Origin of the sequence: Actinoallomurus sp. CA-142502 (assembly GCF_050936355.1) — a bacterium.
GTDB classification, from domain to species: domain Bacteria; phylum Actinomycetota; class Actinomycetes; order Streptosporangiales; family Streptosporangiaceae; genus Actinoallomurus; species Actinoallomurus iriomotensis.
Genome location: NZ_JBNJMY010000001.1, coordinates 6,954,796 through 6,977,885, shown reverse-complemented (window position 1 = coordinate 6,977,885; position 23,090 = coordinate 6,954,796). Strand labels below are relative to the sequence as shown.

Below are 23,090 nucleotides of genomic sequence, written 5' to 3'. Positions count from 1 at the left end.
CACCTCGTTCAAATGCCGGACTCCAGGCGCCGGAGATGGTCGGCCGCGTCCGGATCCGTCACGCGTGGCGACCGGCGGGTCCGGCCGGCCCGCTGCAGGATCATGGAGGCGAGCAGCTCGGCCTCCTGCTCCTCCTCGCTGGAGTACGCACCGCGGCCCAGCACACGCCGCACCGTCCCCGGCGACAGGCTGGGGAAGAGCCGGCGCGCGTGCTCGTCGCCGAGCCCGGCGCCCTCGACGTGCCCGCACAGCAGGTGGGCCACCTCGTGCAGGATGATGTGCTCCTGGTGCAGGGGCGTGGTCGCGCGTTCGTAGACGATGTAGTCGCGCTCTTCGGTGCTGACCCACAGGCCGCAGGGCGCGTCGGGCGGCAGGTCCATCACCAGCAGTGAGAGGGGCCGGTCGCGGCCGAGGTGCTCGCAGAACGCGTGCACGTCGAACGGACGCGGTAGGTCCAGTGCCGCTAACGTCGTCCGGCAGCGTTCGGTCAGCGCCGCGAAGTCCACATCTCGATTATGCCGGGTAAAGGACCGCGGATTCGGTCCTTGTCGTGACCCCTGTGTTTCCGGCCGTTATTTCTGCTCGTACGGGGGGAGTCCCTCCAGTTCCCGTACGCGGCTGATGACGTCGTTGATGGTGTCGAGACTCTTGGCCGAGAGCCCGGACGCGCGGAGGGCGACGTCGCGCACTCCCGCGTCGCGCATGGCCGCCAGCAGCCCGAGTTCGGCTTCGACCTGCGCGCTGGTCTCGTCGTCGAAGAAGTACGCGGGCGGTACGCCGAAGAACCGCGCGAGGGCGTTGAGGTGCTTGAACGTCGGGTTGTCCCGCTGCCCGGTGCGCAGGTACCAGATGTAGGACGCGGAGATCGTCACCTGCTGGTCCCGGACGATGGCCGCAGCCACGTCCTCGTTGCTGTACTCACGCCGGTCCGTCTCCCGGACCGTGCGGAAGAGGTACTCCAGCTTCTCGGCGAGCGTCCGCCGCGACTCGTCGTCGCCCAACCCCACCCCTACGACTGCCGTGAAGATAAAAGCCCGTTAATTCATACTTGTTGACAGTGATCCTGAAGGTCAAGTCTAATGAGAGCGCGTTCACTGATGTGAAGGATTCGTCCGTCGCGACCTCTACGTGAGTCGAACGCCGGTCGAGGCGCGCGGCTCCTCCGCCGGGTGGGTGCCGGTTCCGAGTGCGGGGGCCTCGGCCTCCGGCGCCGGCCGCCCGGCCGGGTTCCCTTCCGCCGGGGGCCGAAAAGGGGAAAGGCGCGGACCGCGATCCGCGTGCCGCTCCACCGCGCCGCGGTCGGCGTATCGTCGGGGAACGCCCCGTTTCCGCGCTGGCCCCGGCGTCCCTGAGGAGTTCGGTTGAGCGATGACCACCTCACCGTTCAAGTGCGGCAGGCCGGCGCGCTATCCTACCAGACCGATCTGCTGGTGCTGAAGTACGCACAGGAATCCCATGGGGTGGACCTCGATGCGGCGACCAGTCTCGGCGTGACCCCGCACCGGCTTCCGCGCGAGGGCGAGCACCTTCTCGTCGACGGCACCGGCATCGGGGCCGGTGCGGTCCTGTTCCTCGGGGTGCCGTCGCTGGACCGATTCGCCTACCGCGAGATCCGGGAGTTCGGGCGCCGGGCGCTCACGGTCGCGGCGACCGAGCGGCCCCGGGTGCGGGACGTGTGCCTCACCCTGCACGGTCCCGGATACGGGCTGGACGAGACCGAGGCGTTCGAGTCGGAGCTCGCCGGGATCGCCGATGCGGTGTCCGAGGGCGCCTTTCCCGCCGGCCTGCGGACCGTGTCGTTCGTCGAGATCAACGCCCGCCGGGCCGAGCGGCTGGACGCCCTGCTCAAGGACATGGCGCGCATCCCGCGCCCGCGGACCGGCCGGCCGGGGAGCGCGGTCACCATCGCCGGGGACGATTACCGGCGCCTGCGGTCCGCCGGGTACGACGCCGACACGAAGGAACACGCGTTCGTCGCGATGCCGTTCGCCGACTCGTTCGAGGACGTCTTCCACTACGGCATCGTGCCGCCGATCCGCGGGGCCGGCCTGATCTGCGAGCGCGTCGACGAGCTGAGCTTCACCGGCGACGTCGTCCAGCGGCTGAAGGAGCGCATCGACGCCGCCCGGATCGTCGTCGCGGACCTGACGAACGCCAATCCCAACGTCTACCTGGAGGTCGGTTACGCCTGGGGACGCGGCGTCCCCACGGTGCTGGTCTGCCACCAGAACACGCCCCTGCCGTTCGACGTCCACGGCCAGCGGTGCCTCTTCTACCGGTCCATCCGTGACCTCGAACAGCGGCTCACCCGGGAGATCGGCGAGCTGCTGTCCGGCCCCGGCCCGATCTGACCGCCGGGGCGCGGGGTACGCTCGCCCCGGTCAGGACGGCCGGGTGACGCCCGGCCGCGCAGCCGGCGAGAGGGAGACCTCGTGGAGTTCCTCGTGCACGTCGAAGTCACGTGGCCGCCCGGGACGGATCCGGAGCTCGATCGCCCCCTGAACCGCCTCGTGCCGGGCTACCGTTCGGCGGGGATCACGCCGACGCCCGCGTAGTTCCAGGCGGCCGACGGCGAGAGCGGGCTGCCCGGTTCGGGCCGCCAGCCCGGAGAGTGGACCAGGCCGGGATCGAGCAGCCGCGATCCGTGGAAGAACGCCAGGATCTGCTCTCTCGTACGGAAGGTGAACGGCGCCGAGGCCCGCCGGTAGACGTCGGTCATCTTCCGTACGGCCTCCGGCGGCCGGCCGTCCCTGGTCGCGTGCGCGATCGCGAGGTGACTGCCGGGTGCCAGGCGGGACCGGTAACGGCCCACCAGCGCCCAGGGATCCTCCTCGTCGGTGATGAAGTGCAGTACGGCGACGAGGAGCAGGCCGACCGGCCGGTCGAGGTCGATCAGCGCGCGCACGTCCGGATGGTCGAAGACCGCGTCGGGTTCACGCAGGTCGCCGGCGACGTAGGCGGTCGTGCCCTCGGTGCCGCCGGCCAGCAGCGCGCGTGCGTGCGCCGGCACCAGCGGGTCGTTGTCGACGTAGACGACCCGTGACGCGGGGTCGGCCTCCTGCGCGATCTCGTGCACGCTGCCCTGCGTCGGCAGGCCGCTGCCGATGTCGACGAACTGGCGGATCCCCGCGGCGGCCAGCGTCCGCACCGCGCGCCGCAGGAAGGCGCGGTTGTCGCGGGCGATCTCCGGCAGATCGGGGATCAGGGTGTAGATCTCCTGGGCGGCGCGCCGGTCGGACGCGAAGTTCTGCGTGCCCCCGAGGTAGTAGTCGTACATGCGCGCCGGGCTGGCCACGGACGCGTCGATGCCGGCCGGCGCCTCTGCGCGCTCCGGCTCCGGCTCCGGCTCCGGTGCGGGACTCACCCCCGCACCCTATCCGCGGCGCGGGTTTCCGCAGGACAAGCGGCCTCCGGCGTGCCGTAACCTTCGGAGCCGAGAGGTTCCGGACGTCCGGTTCCGGCAGGTGAGACGAACAGCCGTGGGAGAGGACAGGCATGGGTGAGCCAGACGTGCTCGTGTACGGCGCCACGGGGGCGGGAGTGCTCGCCGCCGTCGCCGCGGCGGAGGCCGGCGCCACGGTCCGGCTCGTCGAACCGGGCCGGCACGTGGGCGGGATGGTGTCCGGCGGGCTGAGCTGGACCGACGTCGGCACGCTCGAGGCCATCGGCGGGCTGACCCGCCGGTTCTACGAGCTGGTGGCCAAGCACTACGACATCGGGCTGTTCGAGGTCCCCGGCCCGGAGCCGCACGTCGCCGAGAACCTGCTGACGAGCATGCTCGCGGACGCCGGCGTCGATCTCGTCCTGGGCGAGCGGCTGATCGACGCGGAGATGGACGGCGACCGCATCCGGGCCGTACGGACCACGGGGGGCCGGCGTCCGGCGGGGGTCTTCGTGGACGCCGGTTACGAGGGCGACCTGCTGGCGGCGGCGGGCGTGCCGTACCGCGTCGGGCGGGAGAGCCGTGAGCTGCACGGCGAGATCTGGGCGGGCCGCCAGCCCGCGTACCGTCCGAGCCGGCACAACTTCTCCGTCATCCTGTCGCCGTTCGGCGATGGCGACTCAGGAGGGCTGCTGCCGTTCATCCGCCCGCCCGAGCTGGACCGACACGGCTGGCCCGCCGAGCGGCTCGGCGAGGGCGACGGAGGGCTGCAGGCGTACGGCTTCCGGCTCTGCATGACCGACCGGCCCGCGAACGGCCGGCCGCTGGAGGAGCCGAAGGGATACGATCCGGCCCGCTTCGAACTGCTGCGGCGCTACCTGACCGCCGACCCGGCGCACGACAGCGCGGAGGGCTGGCTGCTGGGGCTGCGCAGGGACCTGCTGCCCGGCGGCAAGTGCGACGTCAACTCGGTCGGGCCGTTCTCCCTCAACCTGCTGGACGGGTCGAACCGCGGTTACCCCGACGGTGACGAGGAGACCCGGCAGGAGATCCGCGACCGGCACCTCGCCTACAGCCATGAGCTGCTCTACTACCTGCAGAACGACGACGGTGTCCCCGCCTGGATCCGCGAGCAGCTGGGCGGGTGGTTCCTGTGCGCCGACGAGTTCGAGGACACGGACGGCTGGCCGCACCAGCTGTACGTACGGGACGCCCGGCGCATGGTGGGTGCGGCCGTGCTGACCGAGCACGACCTGCTCAACCGCGTCCGGCAGCCCGACACGATCGCCGTGGGCTCGTACAACATCGACATCCGCGAGATCGAGCGGACGTGGCGGTACCTCCCCGAGTACCTCGACCCCCTCCCGGCGAGCGCCACCGGACCGGTGAGCCGGCCGGGCGTTCCCGCGGTCTTCAACGAGGGGTACGTCTCGGTGGGCATCGAGCCGTACGCCATCCCGTACCGCGCGGTCGTCCCCTCGGCGGAGGACTGCGCCAACCTCCTGGTGCCGATCTGCCTCTCGGCGAGCCACGTCGCGTTCGCGTCCGCGCGGACCGAGCCCACCCTGATGGCTCTGGGCCAGGCCACCGGTGTGGCCGCCGCCCTCGCCGCGATCGGGGGCACGTCGGTGCAGCGGGTCGACGTGGGCCGGCTCCAGGAGCGTCTCGCCGCCGACGGGCAGCCGCTGTAATCGCCGGGCCGTTCAGCGCGGTGGCGCCGCGCCAGTGCGCCCGCACGGCGGGCCGGCGAGGCGGGCCGCGGCCTCCAGGAGCACGGCGTGGACGAACGCCTGCGGAAGGTTGCCGCGCATCTGCCGCTGCGTGACGTCGTACTCCTCCGAGAAAATGCCGGCCGGGCCGCAGGCGGCGCGGTTGCGCTCGAACCATCGCAGCGCCTGCCGGTCGTCCCCCTGCTGGTGGGTGGCGATCGCGAGGAGGAATCCGCACAGCAGGAAGGCGCCCTCGGCCTCGCCGAGCGGGCGTTCGTCATGCCGGAAGCGGTAGGCGTAGCCGTCGTCGGTGAGCTGTTCGACGTACGCCTCCAGGGTGGGGCGCACCCGTGGGTCGTCGGGAGGGACGGCGCCGCGGATGGCCGGCAGCAGGAGCGCGCCGTCGTTGCGCGGATCGTCGGCCGCGCGCTGCCAGCGTCCGGACGGGTGAACGCCGAAGGCGACGGTCTCGGCGACGATGGTGTCGGCCAGGCTGGTCCAGCGTTCCGCCATCGGATCGTCCGGGACGGCGCCGGCCAGCGCGCGCAGGCCGGCCGCGCAGATCAGCCGGCTGTGCGTCCACACGCGGTCCTCCAGTTCCCAGATGCCGGCGTCGGAGCCGTGCCGGCGCCGCTCGATGGCGGTGACCGCGGCGTGCGCGGCGCGCCGGGCGTCGTCGTCGAGCCGTCCTTGCCGGGCGGCGGCCGCGATCAGCAGGAGCGCCTCCCCGAACGTGTCGAGCTGGAACTGGTGGGTGACGCGGTTCCCGATCTCGTCGTGGCCGCCGGGGTACCCGGGCAGGTCGAGGCTGCGCTGGTCGGGGAGCGGCCCGCCGTCGACGGTGTAGGCGGGTTTGAGATCGGGCCCGTCGTCCAGGAGCCGCGCGGAGACGAAGCGGACCGCGTCGTCCAGGAGTTCGTCGACGCCGGCGGCCGCGGCGGCCTGCCCGGCGTAGCACTGGTCGCGGATCCAGACGTAGCGGTAGTCGTAGTTGCGTTCGGCGCCGCTGCGTTCGGGCAGGCTCGTCGTGGCGGCGGCGACCATGCCGCCGCCCCTGCTGGTCAGGCCGCGCATCACGGCGACGGCGTGCCGGGCGTCGCGATCGGCGATCGTCCCGGTCCGGAGGGTGGTCTCCCGCCAGGCCGTCTCGGTGGCCTCCCAGAGGCGATCGGCGTCGGGGCGCCGGCCGGTGAGCGGACGGTCGCCGAGTTCGAGGACGAGGTCGTGGTGGCCGCCGGCCGGGACCTCGAGGTTCGTCTCCAGGCGCCGGTCGCCGTGCGGGGTCGTGCGGACGGACGCGTCGCCGGCGCCCGACCAGCGCATGTGCAGGCCGCCGAGCTCGGTCCGCCAGACGCCGTCGTCCCCGCGCCGCGGAGAGCGGAGGCCGTGCGCGCCGAACTCCGGCCGGGGGTCGCAGATCACGTTGACGCGGGCGTCGCCGCGTACGGCCATGATCCGCCGCAGGAGCACGGCGCACCGGGGATCGCCGGGGAAGGCCAGCGCCTCGCGGCACTCAACGACGCCGCTGGTGGTGACCCAGCGGCTGCGCCAGATCAGCGACGCCCGCTCGTAGTAGCCGCCCCAGACGAAGGGCTCCTCCGGCGTCACCGCGTAGATACCGCCGCCGCCGATGAGGGAGGAGAAGACGGCGTCGCTGTCCCAGCGGGGGACGCACATCCAGCAGAAGTCGCCGCGTGGACCGACGATGACTCCGCGTTCGCCGTCCGCGAGCATTGCGTACTGCCGCAGCACCTGTGGCGGGTACATCAGAACGTCGTCGTGATCGGCCAATGCTCTTTCTCTCCGGTGGGTGCCGCGGTCACAGCACACACGCATACCCGCGCCCGGCGACTTCTATCAGCGACGCCGGGCTACCAGAACCGGCCGCGTGTCGCCGAGGCCGGCGAGAGAGCGTCGCCGCCGGCCGCCAGATCGGTGATGGACAGCACTCCGACCGGGCGGTCGTCCTCCACGACGGGCAGCCGGCGGATGGAGTGGTCGCGCATCGAGCGAAGGGCGGTGTCCGCGTCGTCGTCGGGGGAGACGGTGATCAGGTCGCAGCTGCAGATCTCCGCGACGGTCGTCTGTGTCACGTCCCGGCCATCGGCGACGGCCCGGATCACGATGTCGCGGTCGGTCACCATTCCCAGCAGCCGGCCGTCGTCCAGGATGAGCACCACGCCGATGTCGTGCGCGCGCATGAGGCCGGCCGCGTGCGACAACGACGTCTGCCCCGACACGCTCACCGGGGCCGGCGTCATCACGTCGCTTACCTTCTGTGCCATGTGAGATCCCCCTTCTCACACCGAAGGGCCCTGTACGGGAACCGGGCGAGGCCCGCGTGGGTCCGGCCGCTCTCCCCTGACAACGGCCGCGCGCCCCGCTGAACCCGTACCCGCCGCCGTACGACCTGTACCCGGTCGATTCGCGGTACGCGGGCCACAGCGGCCACCGCTCTCACCCGCGCCTCCGCCGTCTCCGCGCCGGCCCGCCGTGCGCGAATCGGCGACCTTCCGTGCGGGTATCGGCGAACCGGATGCCGCGGACGGTCTTACTCTGCTGCGCCGGCCCGACCGGCCGACGATGAAGCCGAACCAGAAGGAGCCCGACCGTGCCGGACAGAGCGGCGGAAGAACGCGAGAAGGACCCGACTCCGCGTACCCCGTCCGGGCGGGTGCTGGGCACGGTCGGCCCGGCCCTCTTCGGCCTGGGCGTCCTGGCCGTCGTGGTCGGCCTCGGCGGCATTCTGATCGCCGACGCCGTCTACGCCTGGGTGCTCGTCCTCGCCGCGGGTCTCGCGGCCGGGCTGCTGGGAACCGCGCTCGGCCTCGCTGCCGACTCGGCCGCCCCCACCGGAGCATGGCGGAGTCCGGGCGGCGCCGTGACGCTGGTCCTGCGCCGGGTCGCGGTCGTCATCGGCGCCGTCGTCGCGGCGGTGGGCATCCCCCTGTTCGCGCTGAAGGTCGCCGGATTCATCGGCGGCTACCATACGGAGGCCTACGGCGCGAAGCCGGTGGAGGTGGCCATCTCGGGCTCGTGCGGCACGGTACGGAACAACCCCCTCGTGTCCGTGAACGACAAAACGACCTGCTCCGAGGCCAGCTGGGTGACGCCGGACGGCCGCTCGGTCTCGGGGACGCTGCACGGGACGTACGGGGAGATCGCCGGCGGCATGGCCGCGGGCGGCGGCGCCGCGCACGTCGACTCGGTGAAGGCCTACGTGCGCGGGCGGAACGCCTACACGCCGCACGCGGCGCATCGCCGGAAACCGGGTTCGACTCACCGGCTGAGCCGGCTCACCGGCTGGGCCTGGCTCGGCATCCCCGTCTCGCTCGCCGGCCTTGGGCTCGTCAACATCGGATGGTCCCCCAAGGGAGAGAACGGGACGGGCGCCGGTTCGTCGGCGCGAGCGGAGAGCCGGGCGCACTGAGCGGACCGGCGCCGGTCCCGGTGTTCACTCCTCGACGGTGATGGCGAGGGCCGGGCAGACGGTGGCGGCGTGGCGGACGTCGTCGGCCTGGTCCGCGGGCGGGCTGTCGTTCAGGAGCACGGCGATGCCGTCCTCGTCGCGCTGGTCGAACACCTCCATGGCGGCGACCACGCACTGGCCGGAGGCGACGCACTTGTCCTGGTCGAGGTTGACCTTCATGGGTTCCTTCCGAGAGGCGAGGTGACTTACCAGGTCACGGGCAGTTCGTAGACCCCGTACACGGATCCGTCGTGCTTGAAGGGGACCCGCTCGAGTTCCGTGGCCAGGCGCAGTGTGGGTACGCGCCGGTAGAGGGTGCCGTAGACGACCTCCAGCTCCAGTCGCGCCAGCGGCTGGCCGAGGCACTGGTGCACGCCGAAGCCGAAGGCGACGTGGCGGCGGGCGTCGCGCCGCAGGTCGAGGCGGTCGGGCTCGGGGAACACCCGCGGGTCGCGGTTGCCCACGTCGTTGGCCAGGATGACGCCCTCGCCCGCGCGGATGAGCCGCCCGGCGATCGCGATGTCCTCCAGGGCCACGCGGCGCCGGCCGTTGTGGGTGATGTTCAGGTAGCGGAGCAGCTCTTCCACGGCCGAGGCGACGACGGCGCGGTCGTCGGTCTCGCGCAGGATCGCGAGCTGGTCCGGATGCTCCAGCAGGGCGAGCGTGCCCAGGGCGATCATGTTGGCAGTGGTCTCGTGGCCCGCGATCAGCAGCAGGACGCCCATCTGCGCGGCCTCGCCGCGGGTCAGCTCCCCGGCCCTGACCCGCTCGGCCAGGCCGGACAGCAGGTCGTCGCCGGGACGGTCGAGCTTGTCGCCCATGAGGGCGTCGAGGTAGGCGGACAGCGCCTGGGAGGCGGCGAACCGCTGCTCCGGCGCGGCGTCGCGTTTGATGATGGTGCTGCTCTTGCTCTGGAAGAAGCCGTGGTCGGTGTACGGCACGCCGAGGAGCTCGCAGATGACCAGGGAGGGCACGGGCAGCGCGAACGCCTCGACCAGGTCGGCCGGTTTCGGGCCGGCCAGCAGGTCGTCGATCAGGCCGTCGACGATCTTCTGTACGGCGGGGCGCAGCGCCCGTACCCGTTTGATGGCGAACGGCGCGGTGACCATGCGCCGCAGCCGGGCGTGCTCGGGGTCGTCCATCAGGATGAAGCTGATGGAAGAGCCCTCGGGGTCGCGCGGCACGGAGCTGGGGTAGCCGGGGCGGTCGGGGTCGGAGCTGACCCTCGGGTCGGCGAGAAGGGTCCGCTGTTCGGCGTAGCCCGTCACCAGCCAGGGCGTGCTGCCGTCCCACAGCCGGACCCGGCGAAGCGGGTCCTCCTGCTGCCCGGCCCGTGCCTCAGGAGGCGGGTCGAACGGGCAGCCCGCCGCCCGGGCCATGGGAAAGAACGGGAGGTCGGCCCGCTCGGTGGCCGGATCGAAGGTCTGGGGCATCGTCTCCTCCAGGGACTGCGGTGGGCGTGAGCACGGAACGGGAGGTGCGGTCGGTGTGCGTCTCGAGCAGCTCCTGGCGGCGCTGCCGGGTCTGCTTGGGCATGTTCCAGCCGAGTACGCCGGTGACGCGTCCGGCGTGGGAGTAGCGGGCGACGAACCGGCGCCCGGCGAGGTCACCGTCGACGACGGTCACGTCGGCGTCGGCATGCGTGGGCAGCGTGCCGTGGATCTGGAGCTTGGCGGCGAACTGGTCGGTCCAGAAGTAGGGGACGGGGGAGTAGGACAGGTCCGCGCCGAGGATGTTCGCGGCGACCACGCCGGCCTGTTCGGCGGCATTGGTCCGGTTCTCCAGGCGGACGAGGCCGCCGAGCCGCTCGTCGTGCCGGCGGGCCACGTCGCCGACGGCGTAGATCCCCTCCGCGGCCCGGCAGCGCGAGTCGCAGACCAGCCCGTCGTCCAGCGGCAGCCCGGATCCGCCGAGCCACCCGGTGGCCGGGTCCGCGCCGATCGCGACGACGACGATGTCGGCCGGCAGCACCTCGCCGTCCTCCAGGCGAACGCCCGTCACCGTGCCGTCCTGGCCGGCCAGGGCGGCGACGCGACCGCCCATCCGCAGGCGTACGCCGTGCTCGGCGTGCACCTCGGCGAGCAGGTTCGCGACCAGGGGGCCGAGCGTCCCCGCCATCGGGGCGGGCCGGGGACCGGTCAGGGTGACGTCGAGGCCCAGCGTCCGCGCGGTCGCGGCGACCTCGGCCCCGAGCACCCCGTCGCCGACGACCACGAGCCTCGACGACCCCGCCAGACCGGCCCGCAGGGCGAGCGCGTCATCGAGCGTGCGCAGGACGTGCACTCCGGCGAGGCCGGCCTGCCCGGGCAACGCGCGAGGGCGTGCGCCGGTGGCCACGACGACGACCTCGCCTCGCAGCGTCCGGCCGGAGGCCGTCCGCACCGTACGGGTGGCCGGGTCCAGGCCGATCGCCGGGTCGGCCAGGAGGAACTCCGCGTCCAGTCCGGCCAGCGCGTCCTCCGTGCGCAGCCGCGCCCGGTCCGGTGTCCAGGCGCCGGAGAGGACCTGCTTGGACAGGGGCGGCCGGTCATAGGGCAGGTGCGGTTCGTCGCCCAGGACCGTGAGGCGTCCTGTGTAGCCCTTGCGCCGCAGTGCCTCCGCGGTGCAGAGCCCGGCGGCGGAGGCGCCGACGACCAGCACGCTCGACGGGCCGGCCACGCTCACCATCGGACCGGGACCTCGCGCAGCCCCCCGACGGCGAGCCCCTCGATCCGGCGCAGCTCCGCGGGCGGGACGGCGAGGCGCAGGGAGGGGAGCCGGCGCAGCAGGACGTCGAGCACCGCCTGCAGCTCGGTGCGGGCCAGCGCCTGGCCCAGGCAGGAGTGCGCCCCGGAGCCGAAGGCCAGATGAGGGTTGGGGCTGCGGGCCAGGTCCATCCGGTCCGCGTCGTCGAAGGCGCTCTCGTCCCGGTTGGCCGCGGCCATGCCGCACATCACGGTCGTGCCGCCGGTGAGCACGGTGCCGGCCAGCTCGACCTCCTCCCCGATGTAGCGCGGCATGCCGATGCCGGCGTTGGCGTCGAACCGCAGCACCTCCTCCACCGCGGAGCGCACCAGGGACCGGTCCGTCACCAGCCGCTCCCAGCGCCGCCGGTCGGCCAGCAGCAGGCCCGCCATCTTGGCGATCATGTTCGCCGTGGTCTCGTGCCCGGCGACGAGCAGTGCCTGGCCCGTGGCCACCAGGACCGCGTCCGGCATCCGGCCGCCTCGGGCGTCGGTGGCCGTCGTCAGCTCGCTGAGCAGGTCCTCGCCCGGGTCGGCCCGCTTGGCCGTGACATGCGCGGTCATGTACTCGACGAACTCGGCCTGCGCCGCCGCGACCTGTTCGTCCGTGTAGCGGGTCAGGTTGAGGAAGGTGTCGGACCAGTACGCGAACCGGTCGCGGTCCGCGTCGTCGACCCCGAGCAGGTCGCAGATCACCCACACCGGCAGCGGGAAGCCCAGGCTCGCTTTGAGGTCCGCGGGCGGGCCGTGCTCGACCATCTCGTCGACGAGCCGCTCGGCCATCGTCTCGATGGCGGGCCGGAGCGCGGCCATCCGCCGGGCGGTGAACCACTTGGTGATCATCCGGCGCCAGCGCTGGTGCTCCTCACCCGTCTGGGGGAGCGTCTCGGAGATCTCGCCGTTGAACACTCCACCCGATTCGCTGTCGCCGATCCGGGCCGCGTCCTCGGCGTTCAACCGCCGGCTGAACCGGGGGTCGGACAGCACCTTCCGTACGTCGGCGTAGCGGGTGAGCAGCGTCGCCTCGTCACCGCTGGGCAGCGTCACGCGGGCGGCCGGGCACTCCCGCCGCAGGTCGGCCCACTCCACGGGTGGCTCCAACGCCGCCGGGCTCGGGATCGGATAGCTGAGCGCCTGCCGGCCGTCGCCGTGTTCCACCGCGCACCTTCCTCTGGGTCAGACCCGCCTGTAAGGCCCGGACCCGACCAGCCAACCCGAAACCACGACGTAAGTCAATCGCTTGATTTAAATCCTGACCGCGGAGGGCTCCGATGTCCCGCGGACCGGCCGGGGGTGGCGGCGGCCGGATTGTTTAACACTGAGTTGTGCCCTGAGGCGATTTTCCTGCACATCTTGCCGTCATGATTCGGCAATGTTACGCTCGCCGCACTCATTGTTCGACAATCGCTCTGACGGGTCGATGGTGACCGGCAGGCGGGGCGATCGCGGACGAAGACCACTCCCCGAACCCCTCCCAAAACCCCCCGACATCGCACGGACGTAAGCGCGATCGCCAGGTCCGTTGGTCGGCTGAGGAGACGAATGCCGATCGATCCGCGTGACCCCGGGAAAGGCACCGTCCTCTTAGTTCCTTCTCGCCGCTGAGCCGGCCGCGGTCGAACGCCGGCCCGGCCACGGCGCGTCACGAGGACGACGGCGCCACGCCCGCCCGATAGGGGCCGGCGCGCCGCCGGAGAACCAGAGCCGCTGTCTTCAGCGAGAACGCCGAATGCGTGTTCTCGCTGCCTGAGGTGTTCACCGACGAAGTTCGAACGTCACTGGAAGGTCAGAAACCTTGAACACGTACACCGTGGCAGTACGTAACTACGCGCACACGACCCCGCTGAAGGCGGGTGAGCGCGAGGTCGAGAACTGCCGGCTGGAATTCGCGGACATCGACCCGATCTACAAGGCGTTCGCGCCCATGGTCCGCGAGTTGAAGTTCGACGTGTCCGAGATGGCGATCGCGACGTATCTGCAGGCCAGGGACGAGGGCAAGGAGATCAGCCTGCTTCCGGTCGTCATGAACGGCGACTTCCATCACCATTCGCTCTCGCAGTGGCCCGGCGGGCGGGTCCAGGACCCCAAGGAACTCGTGGGCCGGCGCGTCGGCGTCCGGGCGTACACCCAGACCACCGGGCTCTGGGTCCGCGGCGCCCTCAAGGAGGACTACGGGATCGAGGCTGACCAGATCACGTGGGTCACCACGGAGGGCCCGCACGTGGCCGAGTACGTCGAACCTCCGAACGTCGAGCGCACCTCCAGCAAGATCGTTGACCTGCTGCGCGACGGCGACGTCGCCGCCGCGGTGCTCGGCCCCGTGGCCATCGACGACGACGGCGCCACGCTCGTCCCGGTGATCCAGAACTGGCAGGAGGCCGAGCAGGCGTGGGGCGAGCGCCACGCGACCGTGCCGATCAACCACATGCTCACCGTCCGTACGGACGTGCTGAAGAACGATCCGGAAGCGGTCCGCGGCATCTACGCCGCGCTGAGGGCGAGCATCGACGCCGCACGGCCGGACGGCCCGCCGACGCCGCGGCAACGCGCCGTCCGGTACGGCCTGAGCGACTCCCTCATGTCGGCGCTGCGCCTGGCCATCCGGTACGCGCGCGAGCAGGGGCTCATCCGGTCGGAGTTCACGGCCGAGGACCTGTTCGCCGACTTCACCCGATACGTGGGCGCGTGATGTCCGCCATCGACTCGAAGAGGGACGACCGCCCGACGAAACTGGCCGTCGAGTCGGTCTCGCACAGCTTCCGCTCCATCGGCAAGGGGCGCCGCCCGTCGTTCACCCAGGTGCTCAGCGACATCTCCTTCACGATGTACGAAGGCGAGATCGTCTCGGTCGTCGGGCTGAGCGGCTGCGGCAAGACCACGCTGCTGCGCATCGTCGGCGGCCTGCTGTCGCCGGACGACGGCACCCTCCGGGTGGCCGGCCGCGAGGTGAAGGGGCCGGGTCTGGACCGGGCCATCGTGTTCCAGCAGGCGTCGCTGCTGCCCTGGCGCAGCGCCCTGCGGAACGTGGAGTTCGGGCTGGAGCTCAAGCGCGTCGCCGGGAACGTGCGCGAGCAGAAGGCGCGGGACGCGCTGCGGCTGGTGGGGCTCGCCGACTACGAGAAGTACTACCCCAAGCAGCTCTCCGGCGGCATGCAACAGCGGGTCGGGCTGGCCCGGGCCCTCGCGGTGGACCCGGAGATCCTCCTGATGGACGAGCCGTTCTCGGCCCTGGACGCGCAGACCCGGGAGGAGCTCCAGGTCGAGCTGCTCGACCTGAACGCCAAGACCCGGAAGACCATCATGTTCGTGACCCACGATCTGGACGAGGCGATCTACCTCAGCGATCGGGTTCTCGTGCTGCTGCCCCGCCCGGGCCGGGTGCACACGGTGGTCGACGTCGACCTGCCCCGGCCGCGGGCCAACATCCTGGACATCAAGTCCGACCCGGCGTTCATCAAGGCCCGCGACATCGTGGCACGGGAAATTCGTGCGGGAGGTGCCTGAATCATGTCGACAGATCGCATGGTGGCGACCCGGACCTCCACCGACGGCGGGTCGGTGACGGCGGACGAGCCGTGGGTGCGGCGGCTACGGCAGGCGGAGCGGAGGCGCAACGCTTTGAAGTGGGGGCTTCGTCTGCTGGTCGCGGCCGTGATCCTCGTGGCGTGGCAGCTCATCGGCAAGAGTGACCCGCTGTTCACGTCCTATCCGACGGCGGTCGCCCAGGCCGCGTGGGATGAGATCACCTCCGGCGCGCTGCTGTCCGCCATCGCCCGGAGCTTCGAGATCCTGGCGCTGGGCCTGCTCCTCGGCATCGTGGTCGGGGTGGTGGTGGGGCTGATCATCGGGCGGTACTCGCTGGTCGCCTCGTCCATCGAGTGGATCATCAGCGCGCTCAACGCGACTCCGCTGCTGGCCATCATCCCGCTGGTCATCGTGTGGTTCGGGCTCGGCATGGAGTCCAAGGTGGTCACGGTGTTCATCCTCACCGTGTTCTCGATGCTCCTGAACACGGCCGCGGGCGTCCACGAGGTCGAGCAGAACGTGCTCGACGTGAGCCGGGCGTTCGTCGCCTCCGAGAGCCAGGTGTTCCGGAAGATCATCCTGCCGAGCGCCGTCCCCTTCATCATGACCGGCCTACGGATCTCCATCGGCCGGGCGCTCATCGGAACCGTCGCGGCGGAGTTCTTCACGGGCATCTCCGGGCTGGGCGGTCTCATCCAGAAGTACGGAGCCAGCTACCAGACCGACTACATGCTGGTCCCCGTCCTCACCCTGATGCTGCTCGGCGTCCTGCTGACCGGTCTGGCCCGCTGGCTGGAGAACGTCGTCGCGCCCTGGCGTGAGAGGACCCGGTGACCGCCGATGCCAACGGCTGACCTCCACACTCACATCATCTCGCCGGATCTGGACCGGTACCCGCATCGTCCGCTGGGCGGCAAGCAGTCCGCGTGGTCGGCGACGCGTCCCGTCGACCTGGACGGGCTGCTCCGCGGCCTCGACGCCGCCGGCATCGAGAAGGCGGCCGTGGTGCAGGCGTCCACGGTGTACGGCTTCGACAACCGGTACGCGGCCGACTCGCTGGCCGGGCACGAGGACCGCCTGATCGGCGTGTGCTCGGTGGACTTCGTCGCCGATGACGCGATCGACCAGGTCAAGTACTGGATCGACGAGCGAAGGCTCGCCGGGGTGCGGATCCGCGCGGCCGACGGCACCACCCCGGTGCCGAGCAGCACGCGGCTCGACGATCCGAGGATGGACGTGGTCTGGGCCCACCTGGAGGCGCGGCGGATCCCGGTCTGCGTCCAGATGCACTCACGCGACACCGGCACGCTGCTGTCGGTCCTGGCGAGGTTCCCGCGGCTGGTGATCGCGCTCGACCACGGTGCCCGGCCGCGCCTCGACGGCGGACCGCCGTACGCGGCGGCCGAGGAGCTCTTCGCGCTCGCGGCGTACGAGGGCGTCTTCTTGAAGATCACCCCGGTGACCGTCCTGCGGGCCGACAACGAGCCGGGCGGCGACTCCCGGAAGCTGATCAGAAGGCTGGTGGACGGTTTCGGCTCCGAGCGCGTCGCCTGGGGCTCCAACTTCCCGGCGTCAAAGGGCGGCCTGCCGGAACTGCGCGACCTCGTCGAGGCGGCGGCCGGCGACCTCACCACGGAAGAACGCGAAGACATCTTCGGTCGCACCGCGGCCCGTATCTATCCGCAGCTCGCGGCCTGAACATCCTTGATTCGGCATGACACGGAGACGGCAATGAATCACTCGCTCTCGCGGCGCTCCTTCCTGGGCGTGACGGCCGGCGTCGGCATCGGCGCGACGGGTCTGCTGACCGCCGGCTGTTCGGGCGGCGGCGGAGGCGGCGGCAACACGGTCAAGATCGCCAACACGGCCGCGACCGCCTCGCTCACCATCAACCACCTCATGGACGAGCTCGGCTACTTCACGACCTTCGGCGTGGACGCCAAGATCACGAACGTCAGCTCGGGAACCCAGGTGGTGGCGGCACTGGCGTCCGGCTCGGCCGACATCACGGTGCTGAGCGGCTTCATCGGCATGTTCCCCGCGATCGAGAAGGGCCTGCCCCTGAAGGTTCTGGGCGGGACGCAGGTGATCGCGACGGAGGCCTTCTTCACCGGGAATCCGCAGGTGAAGTCGTTCCAGGATTTGGCCGGCAAGACGCTGGGCGTGGGCGCCGTCGGCGCCCAGCTGTACGACGGCTTCATCGCGGTGCTGAACAAGTACAAGATCTCGCCGAAGGCCGTGACGTTCCGCAACGTCGGCAGCAGCGCGGACTCCTTCAAGTCGGTGATGGCCAAGCAGATCGACGTCGGTTACGGGCAGGTGGGCGACCAGGCGCTCGCGAAGCCCAAGGGCGTCCGGATGCTCAACACGGTCAACGGTGAGCTTCCGCTCTACATCAACCAGGGCTCGGTCGCCTCCGCCAAGGCCATCTCGAGCAAGCGCAAGGCGCTGGTGAAGGTCCTGGCCGCCTACGCGAAGCTCTTCCAGTACCTCACGACCGCCGAGTCGAAGAGCAAGTACATCGCCGCCTACGTCGCCGCCGGGGGAGGCAAGGAGGAGGCCGAGATCGAGTGGGAGTTCATCAACAAGTACACCGCCTACTCGCCGACCCTCGACCTGCCGGAGGCCAAGTTCAATTACGTCCAGCAGCTGAACGTCGAGGCCGGCAGCCAGAAGAAGGTGCTCGACTACAAGAAGTACACCGATTTCAGCCTCCGGAGCGAGGCGCTCGCACTGGTGAAGTAGTTCATCCCGCCGGGCCCGGCGACTCTCCGCGGACGACCGATCCGATCCCGGTCGGGCGGTCGTCCGCACCACCCCCTTCGGCTCACGCCCTGAGCATTTCCTGATCTGCCCGTGCCGCGGCAGGTCCCCCTGGCCTACACGGAGACGGCTATGAACCATTGGCAGCAGCGGGCCGGTTCGGTCTCGCGAAGAAGTTTTCTCGGCACCACGGCCGGCGCCTTCGCCGCCGGCGCGACGGGACTCCTGACCGCCGGCTGTTCGGGCGGCGGAGGCGATGAATCCGTCAAGATCATCAACACTTCGGCCACCGGCGCGATCGCCATCAACCACCTCATGGACGAGCTCGGCTACTTCACGACCTTCGGCGTGACCGCCAAGGTCACGAACGTCAGCTCCGGAAACCAGGTGCTGGCCGGGGTCGCCTCGGGCTCGGCCGACCTCACCGTCCTGAGCGGCCTCATCGGCGTCTTCCCCGCGATCGACAAGGGCATGCGGCTGAAGGTGCTGGGTGGGACGCAGGTCGTCTCGACGAGCGCGCTCTTCAGCGGGAACCCGCAGGTCAAGTCGGTTCGGGACCTGCGCGGCAAGACCCTCGGCGTGGGGGCGGTCGGCGCCGAGCTGTACGACGTGTTCGAGGCGTTGCTCGCGAAGTACGGGATGTCGGCCAAGGACGCCACCTTCCGCAACGTCGGCAGCAGCGCCGACTCCCTGAAGGCGGCGCTGGCCAAGCAGATCGACTGCGGCTACGGACAGGTCGGCAACAAGGCGCTCGCGGAGACCAAGGGCGTCCGGATGATCGCCACCGTCAACGACGAGCTTCCGCTCTGGATCAACCAGGGTGCGGTCGCCTCCGCCAAGGCGGTGTCGAGCAAGCGCAAGGCGCTGGTGAAGGTGCTGGCGGCCTACGCGAAGCTCTTCCAGTACCTCACGACCGCGGAGTCGAAGAGCAAGTATGTCGCCGCCTATGTGGCCGCCGGCGGAAGCCAGGACGAAGGCGACCTCGAATGGCAGTTCATCAACAAGACCACCGCCTATTCTCCGACTCTCGACCTGCCGACGGAGAAGCTCAATTTCATTCAGCAGCAGAACGTCAGAAGTGGCACCCAGAAAAAGGTGCTCGACCCCAAGGCCTATACGGACCTGAGCCTTCGGCCCGACGCGCTGGCGCTGTTGAAGCAATAGCGGTCGACAAGCGACGGCCCGGCTATCGAACGAGGTTCACAGCATTGATAAAGATCGTGGAAGAGATCGCCGTTCCGAGCCCGCCGGAACGCGTCTGGGCTATCGTGTCCAACCCATCGGACGTGGTGTCCTGCATTCCGGGAGCCGAACTCGGCGCCGCCCATGACGACGGTTCGTTCGACGGAGTCCTGGTCGCCAGGTTCGCGGCGATCCGGGTGAAGTTCGCCGCCCGGATCTCCCTGAAGCTGGAGGAGTCCGAGCGTGAGGGCCGCCTGTCGGCCCGCGGCCGGGACGGGCAGGGGGCCACGCGCTTCAGTGGCAACGCCACGTTCGGCGTGGCCGAGGACCGGAAGACCGGCGGTTCACGGGTGACCGTCAACGGCGAGGTGAACCTCTCGGGGAAGCTGGCCTCGCTGGTCGAGTCGGGTGCGGGCGTCGTGATCTCCAGGATGACCAAGGAGTTCTCGGCGCAGCTCGTCCAACGCTGCTCCGAGCCCGAGCCCGAGCCCGCACCCGTACCGCGGCCCGTGACGGAGCCCGCGCGCGCGGCGGTCGCGGAGGCCCCGCCGCGTACCGGCCCGCTGAGCCGGCTCCGCGCCTGGTGGGCGCGGCTGCTGCACCGGTCGCCGGAGCGGGGAGCGCAGGCCGGGACCCGACGAACGAGCGAGGAGGCCGGCAGTGGCAACGCCACGGCTCAATAAGGTGATCGCCGGGCTGGCGGCGGGGGAGCACGTCTTCGCCTCCTTCGTGCCGCCGGAACCGGCCGCGGCCATCGAGTTCAGCACCGCCGCGTACGACGCGCTGGTGTTCGAGACCGAGCACCGGCCCTGGGACGCCGCCGTGCTCCGGGACAGCATGCAGTACCTGCTGAACCGGCGGCAGATCTTCACGGCCGACGGCCTGGCGCCCGCGGTCACGCCCCTCGTACGCATCCCGGTCAACGGCGGCGAGAAGGCGCAGTGGCACGCGAAGCAGGCCCTGGACCTCGGCGCGTACGGGATCGTGTGGCCGCACGTCGACACGGTCGAGGAGGCCCGGAACGCGGTCGCGGCCTGCCGCTACCCCAGGTTGCCCAGGAGTCCCCGCTTCGAACCCGCGGGTCTGCGCGGGGACAGCCCCGCCGCGGCCGCCCGCTACTGGGGCGTGTCGAACCAGGAGTACTACGCGAAGAGCGACGTCTGGCCGCTCGACCCGGACGGGGAGATCCTCGTCGCCTTCATGATCGAGAGTCAGCGCGCCATAGAGAACCTCCCGGCGATGCTCGACCAGGTGCCGGGGATCGGGCTGATCCTCATCGGCGAGGGCGACATGAGCCAGGAACTGGGGATTCCCCGGCAGTACGAGCACCCCCGCATGCGGGAGTGCAAGCGCCGGATCCTCGACATCTGCGGGGAGCGAGGGGTCGCCGTCGGCCACCCGCACGTGACGGCCGACAACGTCGAGCAGGTGGTGGACGACGGCTACCGCTTCCTGATGTCCCTCCCGGTGCGGACCTATCCGGCCCTCGACCTGGGCCGGACGCTCACCGGACGCGCCTGAACGGCCGTACCCGGCCGCGGAACCACGTACATCGGAGACTGTCATGCTCATTGACTGCCACGGCCACTTCACCACGGCGCCTCCCGCGCTCGGGGAGTGGCGGGAACGGCAGATACGGGCGTTCGAGGAATCGGGCGCGCGCATCTCGCCCGACGAACTCCGCATCAGCGACGACGAGCTTAGAACCGCGATCGAACAGGGGCAGCTGAAGCTCCAGCGGGAGCGCGGCGTCGACATCGCCCTCTTCTCCCCGGGAGCGGGGAAGATGGCCCACCACTACGGCGACGCGGACACCAGCCTGTCCTGGGCCCACGTCAGCAACGACCTGATCAGCCGGGTCTGCGGGCTCTTCCCGGACCGGTTCGTCGGGGTCTGCCAGCTCCCGCAGTCGCCGGGGGACGCGCTGGCGCTGTCGGTGCGCCGCTCCGCCGTCGAACTCGAGCGGTGCGTCGAGGAGCTGGGCTTCGTCGGGTGCCTGCTCAACCCCGACCCCTCGGACGGGTACTACGAGGCGCCGCCGCTGACCGACCGGGTCTACTACCCGCTCTACGAGAAGATGGTCGAGCTCGACGTCCCCGCGATGATCCACGTGGCGATGTCGCGGAACCCCTCTCTGCAGGGCACGTGCGCGCACTACCTGGCCGGCGACACCGCGGTGTTCATGCAGCTCTGCCTGTCGGACCTGTTCACCGACTTCCCGACGCTCAGGTTCATCATCCCGCACGGCGGCGGCGCCGTCCCGTACCACTGGGGCCGGTACCGCGGCGTGATGCAGGACCAGGGACGGCCTCCGCTGGAGGAACTGGTGCTGCGGAACGTCTTCTTCGACACCTGCGTGTACCACAAGCGGGGGCTCGAACTGCTGACGGACGTCATTCCCGCGCGGAACATCCTGTTCGCCTCGGAGATGATCGGCGCCGTCCGCGGGGTGGATCCGGAGACCGGGCACCGGTTCGACGACACCAAGTACCTCCTGGACTCCATCGAGTCCCTGAGCGAGGACGACCGGCGGGCCGTCTACGGCGGCAACGCGCTGCGGGTGTTCGGACGGCTGGAGGGCGTGCTGAGAGAAGCTGCGAAGGAGTCGGGGAATTGAAGGTCTACGAAGCGCTCGCCGAGGCGTTCGTCAAGGAGGGGACGAGCGACGTCTTCGGCATGATGGGCGACGCGAACATGCACTGGATGAACGCGCTCGCCACGCGGGGCGTGCGCCTGTACGAGGTGCGGCACGAGGGGTCCGGCCTCGGCATGGCGGACGGCTGGGCGCGCACCGCCGGACGCCCGGGCGTCGTGACGACGACCAGCGGGCCGGGCACGGCACAGCTGGCCACCTCCATGATCGTGGCGAGCCGCGCGCGCACCCCGCTGGTCGCCTTCTGCGGGGAGACCCCGCTGGGCGACGAGGGGGCCGTGCAGTATCTCGACCAACGGCGCTTCGCCGCCGCGATCGAGTGCGAGTTCGTCCACCTCACCCGGGCCGACCTGGCCGAGGAGGCCGTGCAGCGTGCCTTCTACCGCGCGCGCACCGAGTCGCGGCCGGTGATGCTCAGCGCCCCCATCGACGTCCAGCAGCAGGAGTACGAGGACACCGACTCCTACGTCCCCTCCGTCGACCTCCTCGACCGCCCGCGGCTCCTGCCCGATCCGGACCGGATCGAGCAGGCCGGCGACATCATCCGGGCGAGCAAGCGCGTGGTGATCATCGCGGGGCGCGGAGCGCGCCGCGCGGGCGCGGGGAAGCAGATCCTCCGGCTGCAGCGGCAGACCGGCGCCCTGCTGGCCACGACGCTCCAGGCGAAGAACTGGCTGTGCGGCGACACCGACTACCACGTGGGGATCTCCGGGCTGTTCGGCAGCAGGGTGGCGATGGAACTGCTGCAGGAGGCCGACTGCGTGATCGCGGTGGGCGCCAGCCTGAACAGCTACACGATCGAGCACGGCTACCTGTTCCCGGAGGCCAGGTACGTCCAGGTCGACACCTCTCCGCACATCGTCATGGGGAACGGGGCGGCGGCGGACTGCTACATCCAGGCCGACGCGGTCACCGCCGTCACGGAGCTGAGCCGGGCGCTGGAGAATCGGTCTGTCGCGATCGAGGGCTTCCACACCGCCGAGGTACGGAGCCGGCTGACCGCTCCGCTGCTGGACCCGGCGGAGCTGACGAGCGAGCCGGGCCGCCTCGACCCGCGCGAGGCGATCCAGGTCCTGGACGCCGAGCTGCCCGGCGAGATCGGCCTGGTGCTGGGCAGCGGCCACCAGACGGACTTCGGCACCATGCTGTTCCAGCGGTCGCGTGAGGTCCTGTCGAACTACGGCATGTTCGGGGCGATCGGCCAGGCCCCGCTGCTGACCATCGGCTCCATCGTGGCCGATGACGGCAGGCCCGCGTTCGTCGTGGAGGGCGACGCCAGCTTCCTGATGCACCTGTCGGAGTTCGAGACGGCGTGCCGGTACGGGATCCCGATCCTGGTCGTGGTGATGAACGACGAGGCGCTCGGCGCGGAGTACCACAAGGCGAAGGCGAAGGGCCTGGACCCGGAGCTCGCGGTGATCCCGACGCCGGAGCTGGGGAGCGTCGCGGTGGCGCTCGGCGGCGGCGGCGCGACGGTCCGCACCACGGCGGAGCTGCGCGCCGCCCTCGCGGAGTACGTCCGCGACCCCCGGCCCACGGTGATCGACGTCCGGATCACCAGGAACGTGCTCAGCGTGCCGTACCGCCGCCTGCAGTACGGCGAGAACGTCTGAGCCGGGCCGGAGCTCGCCGTTCCCGCACGCGGTGCGGACTTCCAAGTATGCGAATGAGAGGCAGGAGATGG

22 protein-coding genes are annotated in these 23,090 nt (G+C 70.9%); 13 read left to right on the top strand and 9 right to left on the bottom strand.

The window, feature by feature from the left end:
- Positions 1-8: 8 nt before the first annotated feature.
- Both ACQEV1_RS32905 and ACQEV1_RS32900 read right to left on the bottom strand, forming a co-directional pair.
- Positions 9-506, bottom strand: a complete 498-nt coding sequence (locus tag ACQEV1_RS32905; RefSeq protein ID WP_433398762.1) for an ImmA/IrrE family metallo-endopeptidase — start codon at positions 504-506, stop codon at positions 9-11.
- Between the two features lie 66 nt (positions 507-572).
- The gene (locus ACQEV1_RS32900; RefSeq protein ID WP_285623365.1) at positions 573-1,001 is read right to left on the bottom strand and encodes a helix-turn-helix domain-containing protein; all 429 of its coding nucleotides are present in this window, start codon (positions 999-1,001) and stop codon (positions 573-575) included.
- A gap of 360 nt (positions 1,002-1,361) precedes the next feature.
- On the opposite strand from ACQEV1_RS32900, the gene ACQEV1_RS32895 reads away from it, so the two are divergent.
- Positions 1,362-2,351, top strand: coding sequence for a hypothetical protein (locus ACQEV1_RS32895; RefSeq protein WP_433398759.1), 990 nt, complete (start codon positions 1,362-1,364; stop codon positions 2,349-2,351).
- Between the two features lie 167 nt (positions 2,352-2,518).
- Here the strand turns inward: ACQEV1_RS32895 and ACQEV1_RS32890 are convergent, their stop codons facing one another.
- The gene (locus ACQEV1_RS32890) at positions 2,519-3,364 is read right to left on the bottom strand and encodes an SAM-dependent methyltransferase (protein WP_433398756.1); all 846 of its coding nucleotides are present in this window, start codon (positions 3,362-3,364) and stop codon (positions 2,519-2,521) included.
- A gap of 131 nt (positions 3,365-3,495) precedes the next feature.
- Here ACQEV1_RS32890 and ACQEV1_RS32885 point away from each other — a divergent pair, with 131 nt between their 5' ends.
- A complete protein-coding gene (locus ACQEV1_RS32885) occupies positions 3,496-5,073 on the top strand; it encodes an FAD-dependent oxidoreductase (RefSeq protein ID WP_433398753.1) in 1,578 nt (525 codons plus the stop codon).
- 12 nt (positions 5,074-5,085) lie between these two features.
- Here ACQEV1_RS32885 and ACQEV1_RS32880 read toward each other — a convergent pair whose 3' ends face one another.
- Complete coding sequence (locus tag ACQEV1_RS32880) at positions 5,086-6,882, bottom strand: glycoside hydrolase family 15 protein (protein ID WP_433398750.1); 1,797 nt, start codon at positions 6,880-6,882, stop codon at positions 5,086-5,088.
- A gap of 80 nt (positions 6,883-6,962) precedes the next feature.
- Positions 6,963-7,376, bottom strand: coding sequence for a CBS domain-containing protein (locus ACQEV1_RS32875; RefSeq protein ID WP_285623352.1), 414 nt, complete (start codon positions 7,374-7,376; stop codon positions 6,963-6,965).
- Positions 7,377-7,702: 326 nt separating this feature from the next.
- Between ACQEV1_RS32875 and ACQEV1_RS32870 the strand changes: the two genes are divergently transcribed.
- On the top strand, positions 7,703-8,521 hold the full coding sequence (locus tag ACQEV1_RS32870; protein WP_433398746.1) for a hypothetical protein: 819 nt from the start codon (positions 7,703-7,705) through the stop codon (positions 8,519-8,521).
- Positions 8,522-8,545: 24 nt separating this feature from the next.
- Here ACQEV1_RS32870 and ACQEV1_RS32865 read toward each other — a convergent pair whose 3' ends face one another.
- From ACQEV1_RS32865 to ACQEV1_RS32850, 4 genes are read right to left on the bottom strand one after another with little or no spacing between them, the layout of a single operon-like run.
- Positions 8,546-8,740, bottom strand: a complete 195-nt coding sequence (locus tag ACQEV1_RS32865; protein ID WP_285623347.1) for a ferredoxin — start codon at positions 8,738-8,740, stop codon at positions 8,546-8,548.
- A gap of 26 nt (positions 8,741-8,766) precedes the next feature.
- Positions 8,767-9,993, bottom strand: coding sequence for a cytochrome P450 (locus ACQEV1_RS32860; protein WP_433398743.1), 1,227 nt, complete (start codon positions 9,991-9,993; stop codon positions 8,767-8,769).
- Positions 9,899-11,227 carry an NAD(P)/FAD-dependent oxidoreductase gene (locus tag ACQEV1_RS32855; RefSeq protein WP_433398740.1) on the bottom strand — a complete coding sequence of 443 codons (1,329 nt, stop codon included), beginning with the start codon at positions 11,225-11,227 and terminating at the stop codon, positions 9,899-9,901. Before ACQEV1_RS32855 ends, ACQEV1_RS32860 begins: the two co-directional genes overlap by 95 nt.
- On the bottom strand, positions 11,221-12,441 hold the full coding sequence (locus tag ACQEV1_RS32850; protein ID WP_433398737.1) for a cytochrome P450: 1,221 nt from the start codon (positions 12,439-12,441) through the stop codon (positions 11,221-11,223). The genes ACQEV1_RS32855 and ACQEV1_RS32850 overlap by 7 nt, the downstream gene beginning before the upstream one ends.
- Positions 12,442-13,093: 652 nt before the next feature.
- Here ACQEV1_RS32850 and ACQEV1_RS32845 point away from each other — a divergent pair.
- From ACQEV1_RS32845 to ACQEV1_RS32800, 10 genes are all read left to right on the top strand, one after another.
- Entirely contained in the window at positions 13,094-13,972 is an 879-nt protein-coding gene (locus ACQEV1_RS32845; protein ID WP_433398734.1) for a hypothetical protein, read from the top strand.
- Positions 13,972-14,787 carry an ABC transporter ATP-binding protein gene (locus ACQEV1_RS32840; RefSeq protein ID WP_433398731.1) on the top strand — a complete coding sequence of 272 codons (816 nt, stop codon included), beginning with the start codon at positions 13,972-13,974 and terminating at the stop codon, positions 14,785-14,787. Before ACQEV1_RS32845 ends, ACQEV1_RS32840 begins: the two co-directional genes overlap by 1 nt.
- A 3-nt stretch (positions 14,788-14,790) precedes the next feature.
- The gene (locus ACQEV1_RS32835) at positions 14,791-15,642 is read left to right on the top strand and encodes an ABC transporter permease (RefSeq protein WP_433398728.1); all 852 of its coding nucleotides are present in this window, start codon (positions 14,791-14,793) and stop codon (positions 15,640-15,642) included.
- 6 nt (positions 15,643-15,648) lie between these two features.
- A complete protein-coding gene (locus tag ACQEV1_RS32830; protein WP_433398725.1) occupies positions 15,649-16,506 on the top strand; it encodes an amidohydrolase family protein in 858 nt (285 codons plus the stop codon).
- A gap of 33 nt (positions 16,507-16,539) precedes the next feature.
- Entirely contained in the window at positions 16,540-17,553 is a 1,014-nt protein-coding gene (locus ACQEV1_RS32825) for an ABC transporter substrate-binding protein (protein WP_433398722.1), read from the top strand.
- A gap of 150 nt (positions 17,554-17,703) precedes the next feature.
- Complete coding sequence (locus ACQEV1_RS32820; protein WP_433398719.1) at positions 17,704-18,735, top strand: ABC transporter substrate-binding protein; 1,032 nt, start codon at positions 17,704-17,706, stop codon at positions 18,733-18,735.
- Positions 18,736-18,791: 56 nt separating this feature from the next.
- Entirely contained in the window at positions 18,792-19,436 is a 645-nt protein-coding gene (locus ACQEV1_RS32815; RefSeq protein WP_433398716.1) for an SRPBCC domain-containing protein, read from the top strand.
- Complete coding sequence (locus tag ACQEV1_RS32810) at positions 19,414-20,274, top strand: HpcH/HpaI aldolase family protein (protein ID WP_433398713.1); 861 nt, start codon at positions 19,414-19,416, stop codon at positions 20,272-20,274. The genes ACQEV1_RS32815 and ACQEV1_RS32810 overlap by 23 nt, the downstream gene beginning before the upstream one ends.
- 43 nt (positions 20,275-20,317) lie before the next feature.
- Positions 20,318-21,370 carry an amidohydrolase family protein gene (locus tag ACQEV1_RS32805; protein ID WP_433398710.1) on the top strand — a complete coding sequence of 351 codons (1,053 nt, stop codon included), beginning with the start codon at positions 20,318-20,320 and terminating at the stop codon, positions 21,368-21,370.
- Positions 21,367-23,019 (top strand): thiamine pyrophosphate-binding protein, encoded by a 1,653-nt coding sequence (locus ACQEV1_RS32800; protein WP_433398707.1) that lies wholly within the window; start codon positions 21,367-21,369, stop codon positions 23,017-23,019. Before ACQEV1_RS32805 ends, ACQEV1_RS32800 begins: the two co-directional genes overlap by 4 nt.
- The last annotated feature ends 71 nt before the right edge of the window (positions 23,020-23,090 follow it).

Coding starts and splice junctions, on each gene's coding strand:
- ACQEV1_RS32865 (WP_285623347.1), bottom strand. CDS start 8,740: ATGAAGGTCAACCTCGACCAGGACAAGTGCGTCGCCTCCGGCCAGTGC.
- ACQEV1_RS32855 (WP_433398740.1), bottom strand. CDS start 11,227: ATGGTGAGCGTGGCCGGCCCGTCGAGCGTGCTGGTCGTCGGCGCCTCC.
- ACQEV1_RS32820 (WP_433398719.1), top strand. CDS start 17,704: ATGAACCATTGGCAGCAGCGGGCCGGTTCGGTCTCGCGAAGAAGTTTT.
- ACQEV1_RS32840 (WP_433398731.1), top strand. CDS start 13,972: ATGTCCGCCATCGACTCGAAGAGGGACGACCGCCCGACGAAACTGGCC.
- ACQEV1_RS32825 (WP_433398722.1), top strand. CDS start 16,540: ATGAATCACTCGCTCTCGCGGCGCTCCTTCCTGGGCGTGACGGCCGGC.
- ACQEV1_RS32830 (WP_433398725.1), top strand. CDS start 15,649: ATGCCAACGGCTGACCTCCACACTCACATCATCTCGCCGGATCTGGAC.
- ACQEV1_RS32875 (WP_285623352.1), bottom strand. CDS start 7,376: ATGGCACAGAAGGTAAGCGACGTGATGACGCCGGCCCCGGTGAGCGTG.
- ACQEV1_RS32835 (WP_433398728.1), top strand. CDS start 14,791: ATGTCGACAGATCGCATGGTGGCGACCCGGACCTCCACCGACGGCGGG.
- ACQEV1_RS32885 (WP_433398753.1), top strand. CDS start 3,496: ATGGGTGAGCCAGACGTGCTCGTGTACGGCGCCACGGGGGCGGGAGTG.
- ACQEV1_RS32805 (WP_433398710.1), top strand. CDS start 20,318: ATGCTCATTGACTGCCACGGCCACTTCACCACGGCGCCTCCCGCGCTC.
- ACQEV1_RS32860 (WP_433398743.1), bottom strand. CDS start 9,993: ATGCCCCAGACCTTCGATCCGGCCACCGAGCGGGCCGACCTCCCGTTC.